This window comes from [Eubacterium] eligens ATCC 27750 (assembly GCF_000146185.1).
GTDB lineage: Bacteria > Bacillota > Clostridia > Lachnospirales > Lachnospiraceae > Lachnospira > Lachnospira eligens.
The window spans coordinates 1374111-1394358 of record NC_012778.1 but is presented as its reverse complement, the minus strand read 5'-3'; the positions used below and the strand labels follow the sequence as shown (position 1 = coordinate 1394358).

Here is a 20248-nt window from a genome sequence, read left to right as displayed (position 1 = left end):
GTATGAATTTAGATGAGATGCTTGCAGCCAGCGGAATTACCGGGGGCGCTAAGGCAGAGAACACAAGAACTAAGACAGGCTTTGTAACATTTATAGGAAGACCTAATGTTGGTAAGTCAACACTTATGAACCAGATAATCGGACAGAAGATTGCGATTACTTCTAACAAGCCTCAGACTACAAGAAACAGAATACAGACTGTATACACTGATGAGCGTGGACAGATTGTTTTCGTTGATACTCCGGGTATCCACAAGGCTAAGAACAAGCTTGGTGAATACATGGTTGGTGCGGCAGAGAAGACAATCAGCGAGGTTGACCTTATATGCTGGCTAGTTGAGCCTACAACACATCTTGGAGCTGCCGAGGAGCATATCGTAGAGAAGCTTAAAGAGTGTAAGACTCCTATAGTTCTTGTGATCAATAAGACTGACACAATTAAGAAAGAGGAGATTCTTCCGGTTATTGACTGCTACAGAAAGGAACTTGATTTTGTTGATATTGTTCCTGTATGTGCAAGAAACGGCAATAATGTTGATGACCTGCTTGATGTTATATTCTTACATCTTGATTATGGTCCGATGTACTATGATGAAGATACAGTAACAGACCAGCCAATGAAGCAGATTGTTGCAGAACTTATAAGAGAGAAGGCACTTCATGCATTAAATGACGAGATTCCACACGGAATTGCGGTTGTTATTGACAGCTTCAAGGAAAGAAGAAATGCAAGAGGTCCTATAACAGATATCGACGCTACTATCATATGCGAAAGAGATTCCCACAAAGGAATTATTATTGGCAAGGGCGGCGAAATGCTTAAGAAAATCGGAACTAATGCAAGATACGAGATTGAGAAGCAGCTTGACATGAAGGTTAATCTTAAGCTCTGGGTAAAAGTTAAGAAGGAATGGCGCGACAGTGATATTCTTCTTAAGAACTTCGGATATGACAAGAAGAAGGACAAATAATATACATGACAGGAGGGTGCGATGGCGGAGGTTACTACTGTTACAGGCATGATACTTTCCGCCATGCCTGTCGGTGAATATGACAGAAGACTGGTTATACTGACTAAGGAGTATGGCAAGATAACGGTATTTGCGAAAGGTGCGAGAAAGCCTAATAGCACACTGATTGGTGTTACGAGAAGCTTTATATTTGGAACATTTGAGGTGTACCGTGGACGCGAATCATATACGATGTATAAAGCATCGGCTAAGGAGTACTTTGAAAATGTGGTAAATGACCTTAATGCCGTGTGCTACGCCTGCTATTTTGCTGAGATTGCAGATTATTATGGCAGGGAGAATCTTGATGCATCAGAAATGATTAATCTGCTCTATATTACTCTTAAGGCATTGGGCAGAGGTGCTGTCAGTCATGAGCTTATAAGATTCATATACGAGATAAGAATGGTTGCGGTTAATGGTGAGTGTCCTGATTTCTTCACATGCCACGAGTGTGGCAGAGAAGATAATCTGTATGTATATTCGTATTCAAGAAACGGACTATGTTGTAAGAATTGTGCCACAAATGTATATGATGGAATTACACTTTCAGGTTCGACGGTATATACACTACAGTATATTGTCACAGCACAGCTTAACAGGCTGTATTCATTTACAGTTACAAAGGAAGTTCAGGAAGAATTAAGGCTTGTGGTGAACAGGCTGGAAAGCATTGTGTTTGATAAAGAATTTAAGTCGAAGGAAATGCTTAATCTGACCATATAAATATTACATAAACTGGCTATGTTATCATATGCCAGTTTTTTGTATATTAAAAGATAAAGATTTTATGTGTGGACTGCAGTCAGATTATGGCAGAATTGTCATATAACAGGCTGTCAGGTTTATGCCACATTTAGACGAAAGGAGAGACAATATGCCAGAGAATAATGTGTCTCATAATAACCAGAAGAAAATAGCAGCAATTAATGATTATTCTGGTTTTGGAAGATGTTCTATTGCAGTTGAACTGCCTGTTATATCAGCAATGAAAATTCAGTGCTGTCCAATGCCTACATCGATATTTTCTAATCATACAGGCTTTGACAGCTTTTATTTTAAAGATTTCACAGAGAATATGCCACCTTATATGGCAGAGTGGAAGAAGTTAAACCTTAAATTTGATGGAATTGTAACAGGATTCTTGGGTTCACATAATCAGATTGCTATTGTTGAAGAATTTTTCAAGAATTTCAAGACGGAAGATAATATTGTTGTTATCGACCCGGTTATGGGGGATTACGGAAATCTGTATCCGACATATACTGATGAGACATGCCAGGAGATGAAGAAGCTTGTAAAATATGCAGATATTCTTACACCGAACCTCACAGAAGCATGTATTTTAACTGACGAGCCATACAGACCGGATTATTCCAATGATGAGCTTAAAAAAATTGCAATGAAGCTTGTTGCAATGGGACCATCTAAGATTGTTATTACAGGAATCCAGCGGGGCCATTATATTGGTAATTACTGTTATGAAAAGAACAGGGAAGACTATCTTATTAAGACTATGAAGGTTGGAACACAGCGTTCCGGAACAGGAGATATATTTGCATCTATAATAGCTGCAGATGCTGTAAATGGTGTGAATTTCCATGAGTCAGTAAGAAAAGCATCTACATTTATAAAAAAATGCATACTCAAGGCTATAGAGATGGATATTCCTCTGACAGACGGTGTGCCGTTTGAGGAACTGCTGACTACGTTGAAGTAAGTGGTTGGAGTGTGGGAATATGTGTCATGTGAGCTGATGTGTCGTAGCTTTTCGCAAACTACGGTGCTGGCGGCGTGGCGGATTGGACGTTGAAGCGGTGGGAAGGCACGAGAAAGTCCAAAAAGGAAGTCGAAGCGTGGCGGATTGGACGTTGAAGAAGTGGGAAGGCACGAGGAAGTCCAAAATTGTGCTGGCGGCGTGGCGGATTGGACGTTGAAGCGGCGGGAAGGCACGAGGAAGTCCAAAAAGGAAGTCGAAGCGTGGCGGATTGGACGTTGAAGAAGTGGGAAGGCACGAGGAAGTCCAAAAAGGAAGCCGTAGCGTGGTGGATTGGACGTTGAAGCGGCGATAGGGCACGAGTAAGTTCAAAAGAAAAGTTGAAGCGAGGCGGCAAAATGAAAGGAGTTAAATCATGGAAATATTATATAAAGTTCATAACAATTTATATGTTAATCTAACTAATAAATGTCCATATGCATGTACTTTTTGTTTAAGACAGACAATGGACAGAATTGGAGAGTCTGGAAGACTCTGGCTTGAGAGAGAACCTTTATATGATGAGGTTATAGCTGAATTTGATAAGTTCAATATGGATGAGTATGAAGAGGTTGTATTCTGTGGATTTGGGGAGCCAACAGAAAGATTTGATGTTCTTATCAAGGTAGCTGAATATGTCAAAAAAACATTTGGCAAAAAGACAAGAATTAACACCAATGGGGTTGGCAATCTTGTGAATGGTAGGGATATTGTGCCAGAGATGAAGGGGCTTATAGATACAATATCTATCAGTCTTAACAATCCACACAAAGATGAATACAATGCACTTGTAAGAAGTAAGTTCGGTGAGAAATCATTTGATGAGATGATAAGCTTCGCAAAGGAATGTACCAAGTATATCCCTAATGTTGTTCTTACAACAGTTGACACAACCATATCTCATGAGGAAGAGGCAGAGTGCCAGAAGCTATGTGATGAGATAGGGGCTGCTTACAGGATTCGTCCTTGGGAGGATTAATGCATAGTTCTGTTGCACTGCTATTATGGGAAATCTAGCTGCCAATATTGTTGTAATTGAATAAAATCGCCGTGGTGTTAAGAGGGGGCTTGCTGGTTATTGCACATCAGCAGGTACTCCTCTATCTTTGATTCTGCAATAACTCCTGATAGAGGATTGGGAGATGTCTCAAATGTCATTATTAAATTAATTCCAGGAATAATATTTCCAGCTATGTATCTGGAGATTTTTCTTGAAGCATTAAGAGAGTATTGCGGGTCATCCATCATACCAAAGTGTTCCCAGTACACAAGTTGCCCAGATATAGGATTAAACAGTGTAAAGTCAGGATAGAAACTTATGTTGTCAAGCTTTAGTTCACATTCATACCTGTATGGAATTCCATACTGGTTAAGTAACAAATCAATCATAGCTTCGGACTTTGACCTGACGACATTGCCAGATGGACATGGATGCTTAAGCGCCTGTGGGTATGCTTCATTGTGATTATATTCTTCAGACAGCCATGAATCAATGACAGGCTGGAATTGCTCATTGTGGAAATCCCTGAATAAATCCCTGTTGCAATATATGTGCTTGGAATTCTCCGGATAGTCTGTAAGCAGTTTCCTAAAATCGTTATCTTTTAATAATAATTCGGACTGGATATCGGTGCTGTTACATTGCTTGTATGTGGCAAGAAGCCTTTTATTATCTTCAATTCTTGATAACAGAAATTTTTTCAAGGCAAGCGTGGAAGCAAGCTGTCTGTCTTTCTTGTGTATGTAAGATATATTATTCCCATCGCTTAGAAACCACTTAATATAACGTCCATTATGTGTGCAATTGAGCTTGCCATCAGGCAGATTCTTTACAATGCTTTCATCATAATGTATGGCAGATGAAAGTTGGCTGATAATCTCTGAAATGTTGTAATTGATAAACAAGAAATATCCTCCTTCTAATGCGTTTTGGTTATAATAAGAATATAAAGTATTCTGACATTAAAGTCAAGTAATAATTTATAAAATATTCATAGACGACAAATACATGCGTGGAAGTGGCGGATTGGATGTTGAAGTGGCGGGAAGGCAGGAGAAAGTCCAAAAGGAGTGAGAAAGAGCGGCGGATTGGACGTTGAAGCGGCAGGAAGGCGGGAGAAAGTCCAAAAGGGATTTGCAGAAGCGGCAGATTGGACGTTGAAGCGGCGGGAAGCACGGAGGAAGTCCAAAAGGGATTTGCAGAAGCGGCAGATTGGACGTTGAAGCGGCGGGAAGCACGGAGGAAGTCCAAAAGGGATTTGCAGAAGCGGCGGATTGGACGTTGAAGCAGCGGGAAGCACGGAGGAAGTCCAAAAGGAGTGAGAAAGAGCGGCGGATTGGATGTTGAAGCGGCGGGAAGGCGGGAAGAAGTCCAAAAGGAGTGAGAAAGAGCGGCGGATTGGACGTTGAAGTGGCGGGAGGCACGGAGGAAGTCCAAAACAAGATTCCCATCAGCCCTCTTGCTAATCAGCACTAAATGTTATAAAATAATTAAGATTATGTAGCAGCCGATGCAGTTCGATGTAGTCAGGCTGTTGCCTTTAGGAGGATTATATTATTATGGAAAAGACAATGGAGAAAATTGTTTCTTTAGCTAAGGCGAGAGGATTTGTTTACCCAGGTTCTGAAATCTATGGAGGATTAGCTAATACATGGGATTATGGTAATCTTGGTGTTGAGTTAAAGAACAATGTTAAGAAGGCATGGTGGCAGAAGTTCGTACAGGAAAGCCCATATAATGTTGGTGTTGATTGTGCAATTCTTATGAACCCTCAGACTTGGGTAGCATCAGGTCATCTTGGTGGATTTTCTGATCCATTAATGGACTGCAAGGAATGTCATGAGAGATTCAGAGCAGATAAACTTATAGAAGACTGGGCAGATGAGAATTCATATGATCTTGGCGGTTCAGTTGATGGATGGACACAGGAGCAGATGAAGAATTTCATTGATGAGAAGAATATCTGCTGTCCTTCATGCGGTAAGCACAATTTCACAGATATCAGACAGTTCAACCTTATGTTCAAGACATTCCAGGGTGTAACTGAGGATGCCAAGAATACAGTATATTTAAGACCGGAGACAGCTCAGGGTATCTTCGTTAACTTCAAGAATGTCCAGAGAACATCAAGAAAGAAAGTGCCTTTTGGTATCGGACAGATTGGTAAGTCATTCCGTAACGAGATTACACCAGGTAACTTCACATTCAGAACAAGAGAGTTTGAGCAGATGGAATTAGAGTTCTTCTGCAAGCCTGGAACAGATCTTGAGTGGTTCACATACTGGAGACAGTACTGCATAGACTGGCTTAAGGCATTAGGAATTAAGGAAGATGAAATGAGAGCAAGAGATCATTCACCAGAAGAACTCTGCTTCTACTCTAAGGGAACAACAGATATCGAATTCCTCTTCCCATTCGGATGGGGCGAACTCTGGGGTATTGCTGACAGAACAGACTATGACCTTACACAGCATCAGACAGTATCTGGCGAAGATATGTCATACTTTGATGATGAAGCTAAGGAGAAGTATATACCATATGTTATCGAGCCTTCACTTGGCGCAGACCGTGTAACATTAGCATTCCTCTGCTCAGCTTATGACGAAGAAGAACTTGAAGGAGGAGATGTAAGAACAGTTCTTCATTTCCACCCTGCAATAGCACCAGTTAAGATTGGTATTCTTCCACTTTCTAAGAAGTTAAATGAAGGCGCAGAAAAAGTATATGCAGAGCTTTCTAAGTACTATAACTGTGAATTTGATGACAGAGGTAATATCGGAAAGAGATACAGAAGACAGGATGAGATTGGTACACCATTCTGTATCACATATGATTTTGATTCGGAAGAAGATGGTGCTGTAACTGTAAGAGATAGGGATACAATGCAGCAGGAAAGAATAAAGATAGCAGATCTTAAGGCATATTTTGAAGATAAGTTTAGATTTTAATTAATAAAAGAACAGAATTTAAATCGATAATTAAAAGGAAAGAATTATGCTGTGTACTAAATGTGGTCAGGAATATGAGGGCAGTCAGTGCCCAAGATGTGACGGACCTGTCATATTAGTTAACAATAGTGATTATCTTGCCAGAAGAAAAGCATATGAAGAGAAGCAGGCTTTGAAAGACAGGTCTGCTTCTTCTGATAAAAAAGAGAAATCACCAGGAGACTATGGACAGGAATTAGTTAAGCGCGTGCAGAAAAGAACAAGTCAGAATAAAAGAAAAAATGATACGGGCAGACAGAATAGAAATAACAATATGAAAGCCGGCGAGGATACTAAGGAACACTCAAAGGTAAGAATTGCACGCCGCAAAGTGAACAAAAGAATGAAAATGATAGCTGCGCTGATTGTGGTTCTGATAATTACAGGGGCGGCAGCATTTGGAATATACAAGCTTGCAACAAAGAAAAATTATGCTCTTTATGTAAGTTATAATGGAAAGATATATGATATTGCGGGTTTGGACAGTAATTATGTGTGCGATGAAAAAAATGCTATATTTGCATCTGACAGCAAGACATTTTATACACCAGAGTGGCCGGAACAGATTGATTCTGACAAGAATATTTTAAGTGTTGCAAGTGATAATGGAAGATATTTTGTCACTGTGACTTATGATGAAAATAAAACATCCAGAAAATATTCCATGTATATATGGAATAAAGATGAGTGTGTTCTTGTTACAGAGGATGATCTTCAGAAAGAAATTGTGTATATATCTAATGATGGTAAGGTAATATATACGAATAATAATGTTATCAATGATGAAGGCTCAACGAATGGCACAAGTCTTGCAATGAGCAGTATTATGGAAGTTAAAAAACATTCAGAGGCACAGACAACGCTGATAGAAGGAAACCTTAATAAGGCATATGTATATGAAGCAAAGCACATAATAGTATGTCTTACAAATGCAGGATCATTGTATACATATGACTATGAGCGTAAAGAAAAACCAGTGACAGTTGCTGATACAGTTATGCAGATATGGCCGGCATCCGAGAATACATCAGGCGTATATACAGGTAATGCGGACAGCCTTAATACAAGAAAAGATGTTGATGCTTTTCTGTATTCCAAGTCAGATGGGGTGTATTATTATTCCTGTAAGGATGCAGCAGTACATAAAATTGATAAGAAAACTGATACGGATGCAGATTATATAATTGATAAGAATAATTCTCTTATATACAGATTATCAGGTGCTACACTTACATCAGCCTTATATAAGGATGGTAAGACAGGAGATTATATTGATATAGATTCAATGACTAAGGAGAAGAATTATATATACAATTCTGCCAGTGGTGAAATTGTATATGTAAATGCAGATAACCGGTTAAGAGTTATTGATAATAATAAAATCACTGATATCGCTTCTGATGTAAATGCAGGTTCATTATCAAAGGTGTATAATAAAAGCAAGGCGATAACATATATAGCAGATAATAACCAGTATTATATGAATAGTATTAAAGAAAAGGCAGTACTTATATTTAAAGCAGATTCAAATACAAGCACGCAGGGAACACATTTCTATAAGAACAGAATATATTCATATGATTCTGATAACATACTGTATTCTAATACACTTAAAGGCAATAACAGCAGTCAGATTGGATATGTTGACAGGCTGTGGCTTGGAACAGAACTTAAATAAATGTTTTGTGGATAAGGAATTGATTATGGATTTATTTGAATACATGAGGGAAAACAATAAGAACAATGAGTCTCCGCTTGCGATGAGATTACGACCAGAAACTCTTGAGGAGATGGTTGGACAGTCACATATAGTTGGTAAAGATAAACTGCTTTACAGGGCTATTAAAGCTGATAAGCTAAGTTCAGTTATTTTTTATGGACCGCCGGGAACAGGAAAAACTACACTTGCAAGAATTATAGCCAATACAACGAGTGCAGAGTTCTGTCAGGTTAATGCGACAGTAGCAGGCAAAAAGGACATGGAAGAGGTTGTTGCAAAAGCAAAGGACAATCTTGGAATGTATGGAAGAAAAACGATACTTTTTGTAGATGAGATTCATAGATTTAATAAAGGTCAGCAGGATTATCTGTTACCTTTCGTTGAGGATGGAACTATAATTCTTATTGGCGCGACCACGGAGAATCCATATTTTGAAGTAAACGGGGCTTTAATATCAAGGTCAATAATATTTGAGTTGAAGCCTCTTGAAAAAGACGATATAAAGACAATAATAAAAAGAGCTGTATATGACGAAAAGAAAGGTATGGGGAGTTATAAGGCGGTAATAGATGATGATGCACTGGAGTTCTTAGCTGATATATCCAATGGGGATGCAAGAAATGCACTTAATGCCGTAGAGCTTGGTATACTTACGACAGACAGGTCAGAGGATGGATTTATCCATATAGACATTGAGACAGCGCAGGAATGTATCCAGAAACGTTCAGTCAGATATGATAAAGAGGGCGATAACCATTATGATACAATATCTGCATTTATTAAGAGTATGCGAGGATCAGATCCGGATGCTGTAAGCTATTATCTTGCCAAAATGTTATATGCAGGTGAAGATATAAAATTCATTGCCAGAAGAATTATGATATGTGCAAGTGAGGATGTAGGCAATGCGGATCCTAATGCATTGCAGGTGGCAGTTGCTGCAGCACAGGCTGTTGAAAGGATAGGAATGCCTGAAGCACGGATAATACTTAGTCAGGCAGCACTTTATATTGCCACTGCGCCTAAGAGCAATTCGTGTATTATGGCAATTGATAAGGCAATGGATGTGGTTAAAAATTCAAAGACTGCGCCTGTGCCTGTACATTTGCAGGATGCACATTATAAAGGAAGTGCAAAACTTGGACATGGAATAGGATATAAATATGCACATGACTATCCTAATCATTTTGTAAAACAGCAGTATCTTCCTGATGCATATGTGGATGAGAAATTTTACGAACCATCTGATATGGGATATGAGAAGGACATTAAGAAACATTTGGAGAAGATTAATTCGGAGGCATAGTTTTCAATGAGGGATTACATTAACAGACTATCAAGAGGTAAATCAATTATTGAAGTTCCTAAACTGACATTTGAGAATGAGCAGGCAGCAATGAATGTTTCCTGTGATAAATGTACAGAGGGGAACTTTAATTTTACTGCTTCCATACAGACGGCGGGAATGGTGTATTCAGACAATGAAAGAGTTAATGTAATTACAAAGAGTTTTAATGGAACTGATATAGATATCAGTTATACTGTCAATGCTGAAGGAATAGAGGAGAAGAATGATATAGAAGGCTGCTTTACGATAGTCAGTAATGCAGGAGAAAAGGTTATCCCATATGTATTTACATGTGAACCGGAAACTGTTAAAAAGCCAGAGCCAGAGCAGGATGCCTCTATTAAAGTAGAAACAGGGCAGATAAGAATTAATGTATCTGATGAGAAGTATGAAGATACAATTGTGATTGAAAAAATCGGACATGGAACAACAGAGGTAAGTATATATTCTGAGGCACCATTTATTAAAATCGGGAAGGCTTCTATAGGTGATAATGAATTTATTGGAGACAGATATAAGCTTGAATATATTATTGATCCGGAGAAGCTGCATGCTGGTAATAACTATGCATACATATGTATCGATACATTTAAGCAGCATTTTAAGGTGCCTGTGGCTGTTTCGTCAGCAGTAACTGAAGATGAAACAAATGATAATCGGTATGATTTAAGACTGGAAAATAAAAAGGCAGTTGAAGGACTTACAAAATGTTACCTTGATTTTAGAATGAAAAAAATCAAGAAGGAAAAATGGATTTCTGAATCGTTACAGATTATTGACAGGATAAGAGGAATCAGGGGAAATGATCCGTTTTATGATATAGCGCAGGTACAGCTTTTTGCAATGTCAGGAAGAGAAGAAGAGGCATCCGGTATGATGGAACTTCTTAAGAAAGACATAATTGGCAGAATTGGTGACGATGTGGAAATGTATTGCTACTTTCTTTATGTTTCAACTTTAATAGTAAAGTCAGAAGAATATACAGAACAGGTTAATAAACAGGTAAGAAAATTTTTTGAAAACGGGTATGATACATACAGATTATTATGGCTGCTTTTTTATCTGAACTCAGATACAGAAAATAATAAGAGTATAAGGCTTGTCAGAATAAAGGATATTGTTAATGACGGATGTACAAGTCCTGTTATATATCTTGAAGCAATAAATATATTAAACGCTCAGCCGGTTCTTTTAAGAGTACTTAATAAATTCGAAATAAAGGTTATTAATTTCGGATGCAGATATGGAATTATTAATGAAAAGCTCGCTTTGCAGATTGCGGATGTGGCTTTATCTGAAAAGAATGGGTCATATGAACTGGTGTCAGTATTAAAGAAACTAAATGACAGGTTTGAAAGTGACGAAATTCTTACAGCTCTTGTTTCTCACATGATAAGACTGGGACTTACAGGTGAACAGTATTATGAGGTGTATGAGCTTGGAGTACTCAGGGGACTGAGAATTACAAGATTATATGAGTTCTATATTGCCAGTATGAAAAAGGATGTTGAAAGACAGCTGCCAAAGATTGTTCTTATGTATTTCTCATATGATAATACCCTGATGGGGCTGGATAAAGCTTTTTTGTATGCAAATATAATAAGAGGCAGGTATAGTTATTACAAAGACATATATGCCTGCTACGAAAAGAATATTGAAATATATGTATATGAACAATTGAAAGCAGGAAATATTAATGAATATCTTGAAATATTGTATAAGTCATTGTTAGAACCACAATTAATAACAGAGGAAACTAATGATTTCATATGCAGACTTAGATACATATATAAGATAAATTGCTTTAGCAATTATGTTACAGGTATAGAAGTCTGGCATAACCAGCTTAAAGATAAATGTGATTATGAACTTATGGGAACGCAGTGCTACATATATATGTATAATCCTGATGCAGTTGTTGGGTTCAGATGTTGTGATGGCAGGGTAAGAAATTCTGGTGTTGATTACGAGATAGAAAAAGTCTTTGATGAAGAAGAATATAAAGAAGTATTTGAAAAATGTGATGATACGTTGAGCAAAGAAGCAGGTATACTTGTAAGCCGTGCATGCAGGCTTCATAAGAAGCAGATATTTAATGATCAGACACTGATGTGCTATAAGAATGTTAAAAAGCTTGAAGGTGTTAATGATTCATTCAGACAGACAATTAATTCGTGGATGATAGATTATTACCGGAAACATTATGAACTGGATGATTTCTGGCATGAGTATCCATTTGTTGATACAGACGGATTGTTGTCGGAGGATGCAAAGAATCTTATAGAAATACTTATAGACTCATCCATGTATTCGCAAGCATATGAGCTTGTGAGCATATATGGATGCAGCCGTGTAGCTGTTACAAGGCTTCTTAAAATGACAGATTATATTCTTAATAATGTATCAGATGAGCATAACGAAGTTATAGATGAGATTACAGCATATATGTTCAGGGAGCATATATACAATGAATCAGTTCTTTCATACATGTCCGAATTTTTCAATGGTCCGAATGAGGATATGTATGAAGTGTGGAAGGCAGGATTAAACTATGGAGTTAATGTGACACATTTGTCAGAAAGGCTACTTGCTCAGATGATGTATACCGGAGTACATAGTGGAAGATTTACGGAAGTATTTTCAGATTATTATGGTAAGATACCCGATATGCTGATTGTTAAAGCATATCTTTCATATAATGCGCAGCTTTACCTGATAAGACAGAAGAAAGCTAACGATATTGTATTCAGGGTAATGGATGAATGCATTGAAGATGGAACAGGACTTCCTGAGTGCTGTTATGTGGCATGGCTTAAAAATATTTCTAAAAATACTGCTGTTCTTGATGATGAAAAGAAGAAAAAATATGCACAGAAAATTTTAAATGAGCTGTGTGAAAATGACAGAATATATGCGTTTTATAAGAAATTTAACGGGGTGCTTGACATACCATATAATGTTATAGGAATTACAGTTCTTGAGTGTATTGCGGAACCGGAAAGCAAGGTTACAGTAACCTATACTTTAAATGATGACAAACAGCAGCATACACAGATTATGAAGTCAAATGACTGGGGAATATATACATGCAGGTTTAATCTTTTCTATGGCGATGTGCTTGATTATAATTATACGGTTGCAGGCAGCAGGGAAGAAAATGTGTCTGAGAATTATAATTTAAAATATGAGGAAGTAAGTCCCGATACTGTAAGTGGCAGATTTGATGCAATTAATGACTGCCTTGCAAGCAGGCAGTTACATGATATGGCTACATTAAAGAAGCTTATGCGCAGTTATAGTGTGGAAGAGTATGTAAGTAAGCAGATGTTTAAAATTGTGAAATAAGGAGACAGGGATGGAGCAGAATGGTGGTCTTATAGCAGGAATAGATATAGCCGAGAGAACAATTCAGGCTGGAATATATGACAGTGAAAAATGTGTTATAAGAACTGTGAATTTACTTCCGGAGGGAAAAGAAAAACAACCGGATGAAGTATACCCTGTCAATAAGCTGGTAGCAGAGTGTTTAAGACTGTCTGATGAAAGCAGAATACAAAGTGTATGTATAACAACATCAGATTTTCAGATGGATGAGCTTAACAGAATGCGGGATGAGCTCGAGAAAGCAGGCATACCAAGGGATAGATGGCAGATAATAAGCAAAGCAGAGAGTTTTGCTTATTATGCATACAGCCAGAAGAGGGAGCTTTATTCATCCGGTGTTGCGATTTTTGATTATGGCAGTAATGGCATTAAATGTGATATGCTGGCTATAAGAAAAAAGGATAATAATAATTATCTGTTACAGGAAAGTACACAATATTCGTCAGAAGCGGTATGTGCAGCTGCAGATATAAAAAATATTGATGGGATTGAGAATGAGCTTTGCAGCATGGCAGAAGAATATTTTGCTAAAAGACCTGTTTCGTCAGCATACCTTACGGGAGCCGGGTTCAATGTTGAAAAGCTTCCACCTAAATTTGCAAAATTAATGGTAACAAGAAGAAAAGCATTTGTTGGACAGAACCTGTATTGTAAAGGGGCCTGCCTGGGTGCAATAGAGGCAGTTAAGCCAAGAATATTTACAGATGTAACGATGCTTCTTGATAATCATGTAAAGTATGGAATTGAAACAGATATCGTCCAGTATGGAAAGAATAAAAGGTTCAGAATAATCAGGCCCGGAATGAACTGGTATATGGCAGACAGGACGATGGAGTATATACTTGATGATTTAAGAAAGATAACACTAAGAATCATAACACCAGATAACAGATATTATGATGAAGTCATTGATATAAGTGAAATTCCATTCAGGGAAGGAATGACAACGCGGATATCAATGAATGTTAAATTCATGAGTGCAGACAGATGCCTTATAAGTATCAAAGATATGGGATTCGGAGAATTATTTAAAAGCTCTGGAAAAGTTATTTATAAGGAACTTGAATTTGCTAATGAATAAATGTGGATAAATACACGGAATGGAGAACATAATGGGGAAAATGATTCTGTGCAGAGGAAGGCAGACTGATAAACCTCTTGTGATAGAGGGAACAGGTATGCGGCTGTATACTGCTGAAGAACTTTGCTACTACATTTATAATAATATATACCTTATTGGTCAGGATTTCATTAACGGCAGACTTATAGAGTTTCTAAGGCAGACGGGTGAGGAAGAATTATCGGAACGCATAAGAAGCCTGAGTGAAAAAAAGGCGGGGCTGGCGGAGATGCTTGTTACTATTCTCAAAACAGTCGATTATTATTCGGTGTCTGATATTGAGAAATTACGCGAAACACTGAATACGCTTGGTAGACAGAATGTGTGTGAGAGACTAAAGTCGCGTGGCGATGGTTATCTTGCGAACGAGTGCTTTTTTAGTGCTGTCAAATGCTACGAGAGCATAATAAATGAATATAAGGGAAATGGTCTTTCAGGTTCGGAGTATGCTAAAGTGTATCATAATCTTGGAACAGCTTATGCAAGAATGTTTATGTATAAAAAAGCTGTAAAGTATTATGATGAAGCCTACGCAATAGGACAACATGAGGAATCCAGAAAATGCAGCATAGCGGCAGGCATGCTGGCAGGCAGAAACAGTGGACCTGTTAATGTGGATGCCACAGAAGACGAATATGTAATAAACAGAGAAATAGAAACATTGATGGATAATGCCAGATATAGTGATGAATACAGGCAGATTGAACAGATTGAGGCTTTAAAGCAGCAGGGAATGATGAAAGAGTTTAATAATGCTATTGATTCTGAACTGGTTAAATGGAAAAATGATTACATGAAATATAGTAAGACATTTTAGAGAGTGTGTGGTTATATATGGGAATATTTAAAAAGAAAAAGAGAGATTATGGATATGGTTATTCTAACACTCTTGAAAAAATGATTCTTGAAGATGATGCGCCTGATGATGAAAAAGAAAAAATAAAAAGTACACATGCAATAGAATTGTATGAAGCATTTGACAAGGTCAGAGAAAAAAAAGAAAAGAATAATAAAGTTGAGGGTAAGCCGGATTACGAAACAAGAAAAAGACAGGAAAAGAGTAAGCTGGAGGAAGAAAAGTATGACCATCTTCTAAACAGTGTACAGGCACAGACATTAATACAGGCTGTTGAGAAAAATTATGGAACAGATATCAGTAAAAAGGATGAATCACAGGATGCAGAGATAATTAATGTCAGGAAGCTTGGAACACATGATATGGAAGTATATGTAAAGCAGCAGTGTGACATAATGGAAGAAGCAGCTGAACATATAGAAAATGTAAAGGCAGAGTATGAAGCCGTAACAGAAGAATTCAATGATATCCAGCTGATAGACGAGGCTCCTCAGGATATTAAGAATAAGATAATATCATGTGCTGAAATTATTGACAGTATGATGGTTGACCGGAGAATATTAAAGTCAACAGAACATAAACTTTCCAATTCAGCATACAGAAGAATGGAAACATTTGAAGATGAAATACCATCTGGAATTAAGCTGATGCAGGCACAGGAAGAATATTATGATGCAGTTAAGCAGGATTTAAGGGTTCTTGAAGGAGAAAGAATGAATCTGAGACTTGAATCCAAAGCACTTGTTAAACGGCAGTTACAGATAAGGTCACTTGCCAGAACAGCATTTGCTGCAATGGTTGTAGTTTTTATCATATTCATAGTATCTATGGCAATTGTTGAAAATGATGAGGAAACAGCATTTTTTATAGTGATTTCGTTACTTGCTGCGATACTTGCTGTTGGAATGTTTGCGATACTTAAGGTGACAGAGCGGAACGTGCTTGTTACAGAAATTAAACTAAATAAAGCGACAGGACTTCTTAATAAAATAAAAATTAAATATGTTAATGCGGCGAACACGCTTGATTATGAATATTCTAAATATGGTGTTAAGAGCGCATATGAGCTTGAAAACAAATATAAACTATATGAGGAAATGAAGGCAGAACAGAGCAGAATGCTTGATATGACATCATCACTTAACAGTGCTGAAAACGATCTTGAAAGTATACTCAGAAAGCTGGGACTGAGTGACCCTCATATATGGTTTGGAAGGGTTAAGGCATTTATCAATCCTAAGGAAATGGTAGAGGTAAGGCATGAGCTAAACACCAGAAGATATAAATTAAGACAGCAGATTGAATATAATGAAAAGCGTATAGAAGAGGCAAAGAGTAATATTAAAAATGCTACATTGTCTAATCCGGAACACAGTGATGGAGCTATGCGCGTAATAGAAATGTACGAGAAGAGACATTCACGGGTTGCAAAATAAAATCGATATGTTACAATAAACAGTGGCTTTTTACGCATATGAATGATAAAAAGCGAAAGAAGTATGGAGGCTATAAGGATGAAAGAAAGACTTGAAGCAATTAGAGAAAGAGCTTTAGCACAGATTAATGAAACTGATTCGCTTGATAAACTGAATGATATCAGAGTCGCTTTCCTTGGAAAGAAGGGTGAACTTACAGAAGTACTTAAAGGTATGAAGGAAGTTGCACCAGAAGACAGACCTAAGGTTGGTCAGATTGTTAATGAGACAAGACAGGCAATTGAAGAAGTATTAGATAAGGCTAAGACAGAATTAGCTGCCAAGAAGAGAGAACTTCAGTTAAAGAGTGAAGTAATAGATGTTACTCTTCCATCTAAGAGGGATGAGTTAGGACATAAGCATCCTAATACACTTGCATTAGAAGAAATCCAGAAGATATTCATCGGAATGGGTTATGAAGTAGTTGATGGACCAGAAGTTGAGTATGATTACTACAACTTTGAGGCACTTAACATACCAGCTAACCACCCGGCTAAGGATGAACAGGATACATTCTACATCAATGATAAGATAGTACTCCGTACACAGACTTCCCCTGTTCAGGCAAGAGTTATGGAGAAGGGCAAGCTCCCTATCAGAATGATTTCTCCAGGACGTGTATACAGAGCAGATGAAGTTGATGCTACACATTCACCATGCTTCCATCAGGTAGAAGGTCTTGTAATTGATAAGGGAATCACATTTGCAGACCTTAAAGGAACTTTAGCAGAATTCGCTAAGGAGCTTTTCGGACCTGATACTAAAGTTAAATTCAGACCACATCATTTCCCATTCACTGAGCCTAGTGCCGAGATGGATGTAAGCTGTTTCAAATGTGGTGGTAAAGGATGCCGTTTCTGTAAGGGCGAGGGATGGATTGAAATCCTCGGCTGTGGAATGGTTCACCCACATGTATTCGAGCTTTGCGGAATTGATAAGGAAGAATATACAGGATTTGCCTTTGGTGTAGGACTTGAGAGAGTTGCTCTTCTTAAGTACGAAATCGATGACATGAGACTTCTTTATGAGAACGATATCAGATTTATAAAGCAGTTCTAAATCGATTCATATAGTGGTCTAATGACTGGAATAAGATAAAGTATATTTAAGGAGAATGACGATATGAATACATCATTAAATTGGATAAAAGCAATGGTTCCAGGTCTTGAGTGTACAGATCAGGAATTCAGAGATGCAATGACACTTTCAGGAACTAAGGTAGAGTGTTTCAATGCATTTGACAAGAACCTTGATAAAATCGTAGTTGGACAGATTCTCTCAGTTGAGAGACATCCTGATGCAGACAAGCTTGTTATATGCCAGGTTAATGTTGGCAGCGAGAATGTCCAGATTGTAACAGGCGCACCTAACATTGAAGTTGGTTCAAGCGGACAGAAGGTTCCTGTAGTATTAGACGGAGGTAAAGTTGCCGGAGGACATGACGGAGGCGCACTTCCAGAAGACGGAATTAAGATTAAGAAGGGCAAGCTAAGAGGCGTAGAGTCATGCGGTATGATGTGCTCTATCGAGGAACTTGGTTCTTCAAGAGAATTCTTCCCGGATGCACCAGAGGAAGGAATATATATATTTGGAGATGATGCTGTTGTTGGTTCAAGTGCGGTAGAGTACTTAGGACTTAATGATACAGTATTTGAATATGAGATTACTAATAACCGTGTAGACTGCTACAGCGTTATCGGTATCGCAAGAGAGGCTGCTGCTACATTCAGAAAGCCTTTCAATCCACCGGTTGTTACTAAGACAGGTAACGATGAGGATGTTAACACAATGGTTTCAGTTGATATTGAAGCTAAAGAGCTTTGCTCAAGATATGTTGCAAGAGTTGTTAAGAATATCAGACTTGCTCCATCTCCAAAGTGGATGCAGCAAAGACTTATGACAGCAGGTATCAGACCAATCAACAACATCGTTGATATAACTAACTATGTTATGGAAGAATATGGTCAGCCAATGCATGCGTATGACTATGATACTATTGCAGGTCACAAGATTGTTGTAAGAACAGCAACTGATGGCGAAAAGTTCGTAACACTTGACGGACAGGAGAGAACTCTTGACGCACAGACACTTCTTATCTGTGATGGTGAGAAGCCAGTTGGTATTGCAGGTATCATGGGTGGCGAGAATTCAATGATTACTGATGATGTCCAGACAATGCTTTTCGAAGCAGCTACATTTGACGGAACTAACATAAGAAAGACAACTAAGAAGATTGGTTTAAGAACAGACGCATCTGGTAAGTTCGAGAAGGGACTTGACCCAGAGAATGCTATGGAAGCTATTAACAGAGCATGCCAGCTTATCGAGGAGCTTGATGCAGGTGATGTTGTAGGTGGTGCAGTTGATGTATATCCTGATCCTGTAACTAAGAAGAGACTTCCATTTGAGCCAGCTAAATACAACGCTTTACTTGGTACTGATGTATCAGATGAAGATATGCTTTCTTACTTTGAAAGACTTGAAGTTGAATATGATAAAGACGCTAATGAGCTTATCATTCCAACATTCAGACAGGATCTTAACAGAGATGCTGATATAGCAGAGGAAGTTGCAAGATTCTTCGGATATGACAACATTCCTACAACTCTTCCTAAGGGAGAGACAACAATGGGTAAGATTTCATTTGAGCAGAGCATTGAAGATGCAGCTTCTGAGGTTGCCCAGTTTACAGGATTCTCACAGGCTATGACATACTCATTCGAGAGCCCTAAGGTATTCGATAAGTTAAAGCTTCCTGCTGATTCTGTATACAGAAAGACAGTTGTAATCTCTAACCCATTAGGAGAGGATTTCTCAGTTATGAGAACACTTCCAATCCACGGAATGCTTACATCATTATCTACTAACTATAACAGAAGAAACAAGAATGTTAAGTTATATGAATTAGCTAAGGTTTACCTTGCAGCAGATGATGTAAATGAGCTTCCGGATGAAAGAGTTGAATTCACACTTGGAGCTTTCGGCAGCGTTGACTTCTACTCAATGAAGGGTGTTATTGAAGAATTCCTTGAGAAGATTGGAATGAAGAAGAAGCCAACATATGATGCCAAGGCTGGTATTCCATTCTTACATCCAGGTCGTCAGGCTGATGTATATTACGCTGATAAGAAGATTGGTTATATCGGAGAACTTCATCCGGATGTTGCCGATACTTACTCAATCGGTGAGAGAACATATATTGTTGTTATTGATATTCCAACAGTTACAGAAATGGCAAGCTTCGATAAGAAGTTCACAGGAATTGCAAAGTTCCCAGCTGTAACAAGAGATATCAGTATGGTAATGCCTAAGGAACTTCCAGTTGGTGAAGTGGAGAAGATTATTGAAAAGCGCGGTGGCAAGATATTAGAGAGCTACAACCTCTTCGATATCTACGAAGGAAGCCAGATTAAGGAAGGATTCAAGTCAGTTGCTTACTCAATCGCATTCAGAGCTAAGGACAGAACACTTGAGGATAAGGACATCACACCAGTAATGGAGAAGATATTCAAGGATCTTGAGGCTGACGGAATCGAACTTAGAAAGTAATACAGATATAGACCGCGATGTTGTGGCGGTTGATGAAGGGGCG

Annotated in this window: 14 protein-coding genes; 13 read left to right on the top strand and 1 reads right to left on the bottom strand. The window is 38.2% G+C overall.

Annotation, left to right across the window (positions count from 1 at the left end; translation table 11 throughout):
• Positions 1–17 precede the first annotated feature (17 nt).
• From era to EUBELI_RS06555, 4 genes are all read left to right on the top strand, one after another.
• A complete protein-coding gene (gene era, locus EUBELI_RS06570; RefSeq protein ID WP_049777979.1) occupies positions 18–971 on the top strand; it encodes a GTPase Era in 954 nt (317 codons plus the stop codon).
• Positions 972–992: 21 nt separating this feature from the next.
• Positions 993–1736, top strand: a complete 744-nt coding sequence (gene recO, locus EUBELI_RS06565) for a DNA repair protein RecO (protein ID WP_012739586.1) — start codon at positions 993–995, stop codon at positions 1734–1736.
• 151 nt (positions 1737–1887) lie between these two features.
• A complete protein-coding gene (locus tag EUBELI_RS06560) occupies positions 1888–2730 on the top strand; it encodes a pyridoxamine kinase (RefSeq protein ID WP_041688158.1) in 843 nt (280 codons plus the stop codon).
• Between the two features lie 412 nt (positions 2731–3142).
• A complete protein-coding gene (locus tag EUBELI_RS06555) occupies positions 3143–3745 on the top strand; it encodes a TIGR04100 family radical SAM protein (RefSeq protein ID WP_041688157.1) in 603 nt (200 codons plus the stop codon).
• A 77-nt stretch (positions 3746–3822) separates the two neighbouring features.
• Here EUBELI_RS06555 and EUBELI_RS13620 read toward each other — a convergent pair whose 3' ends face one another.
• Positions 3823–4671, bottom strand: coding sequence for a hypothetical protein (locus EUBELI_RS13620; protein ID WP_012739582.1), 849 nt, complete (start codon positions 4669–4671; stop codon positions 3823–3825).
• A 654-nt stretch (positions 4672–5325) separates the two neighbouring features.
• On the opposite strand from EUBELI_RS13620, the gene EUBELI_RS06545 reads away from it, so the two are divergent.
• The 9 genes from EUBELI_RS06545 (at position 5326) to pheT (ending at position 20205) form a co-directional block, all read left to right on the top strand.
• Positions 5326–6714, top strand: a complete 1389-nt coding sequence (locus EUBELI_RS06545; protein ID WP_012739580.1) for a glycine--tRNA ligase — start codon at positions 5326–5328, stop codon at positions 6712–6714.
• A gap of 46 nt (positions 6715–6760) precedes the next feature.
• Positions 6761–8431, top strand: a complete 1671-nt coding sequence (locus tag EUBELI_RS06540; protein ID WP_012739579.1) for a hypothetical protein — start codon at positions 6761–6763, stop codon at positions 8429–8431.
• A 25-nt stretch (positions 8432–8456) separates the two neighbouring features.
• Positions 8457–9779: a replication-associated recombination protein A gene (locus EUBELI_RS06535; protein ID WP_041688655.1), complete on the top strand. Its 1323-nt coding sequence runs from the start codon at positions 8457–8459 to the stop codon at positions 9777–9779.
• Between the two features lie 6 nt (positions 9780–9785).
• Positions 9786–13166 carry a DUF5717 family protein gene (locus tag EUBELI_RS06530; protein ID WP_012739577.1) on the top strand — a complete coding sequence of 1127 codons (3381 nt, stop codon included), beginning with the start codon at positions 9786–9788 and terminating at the stop codon, positions 13164–13166.
• 10 nt (positions 13167–13176) lie between these two features.
• Positions 13177–14286, top strand: a complete 1110-nt coding sequence (locus EUBELI_RS06525; RefSeq protein WP_012739576.1) for a DUF5716 family protein — start codon at positions 13177–13179, stop codon at positions 14284–14286.
• A gap of 31 nt (positions 14287–14317) precedes the next feature.
• Positions 14318–15142, top strand: a complete 825-nt coding sequence (locus EUBELI_RS06520) for a tetratricopeptide repeat protein (RefSeq protein ID WP_041688155.1) — start codon at positions 14318–14320, stop codon at positions 15140–15142.
• A 17-nt stretch (positions 15143–15159) separates the two neighbouring features.
• Complete coding sequence (locus EUBELI_RS06515) at positions 15160–16617, top strand: hypothetical protein (protein ID WP_012739574.1); 1458 nt, start codon at positions 15160–15162, stop codon at positions 16615–16617.
• 78 nt (positions 16618–16695) lie between these two features.
• Positions 16696–17715: a phenylalanine--tRNA ligase subunit alpha gene (pheS, locus tag EUBELI_RS06510; protein ID WP_022099095.1), complete on the top strand. Its 1020-nt coding sequence runs from the start codon at positions 16696–16698 to the stop codon at positions 17713–17715.
• Positions 17716–17778: 63 nt separating this feature from the next.
• Entirely contained in the window at positions 17779–20205 is a 2427-nt protein-coding gene (gene pheT / locus EUBELI_RS06505) for a phenylalanine--tRNA ligase subunit beta (RefSeq protein WP_012739572.1), read from the top strand.
• Positions 20206–20248: the final 43 nt, after the last annotated feature.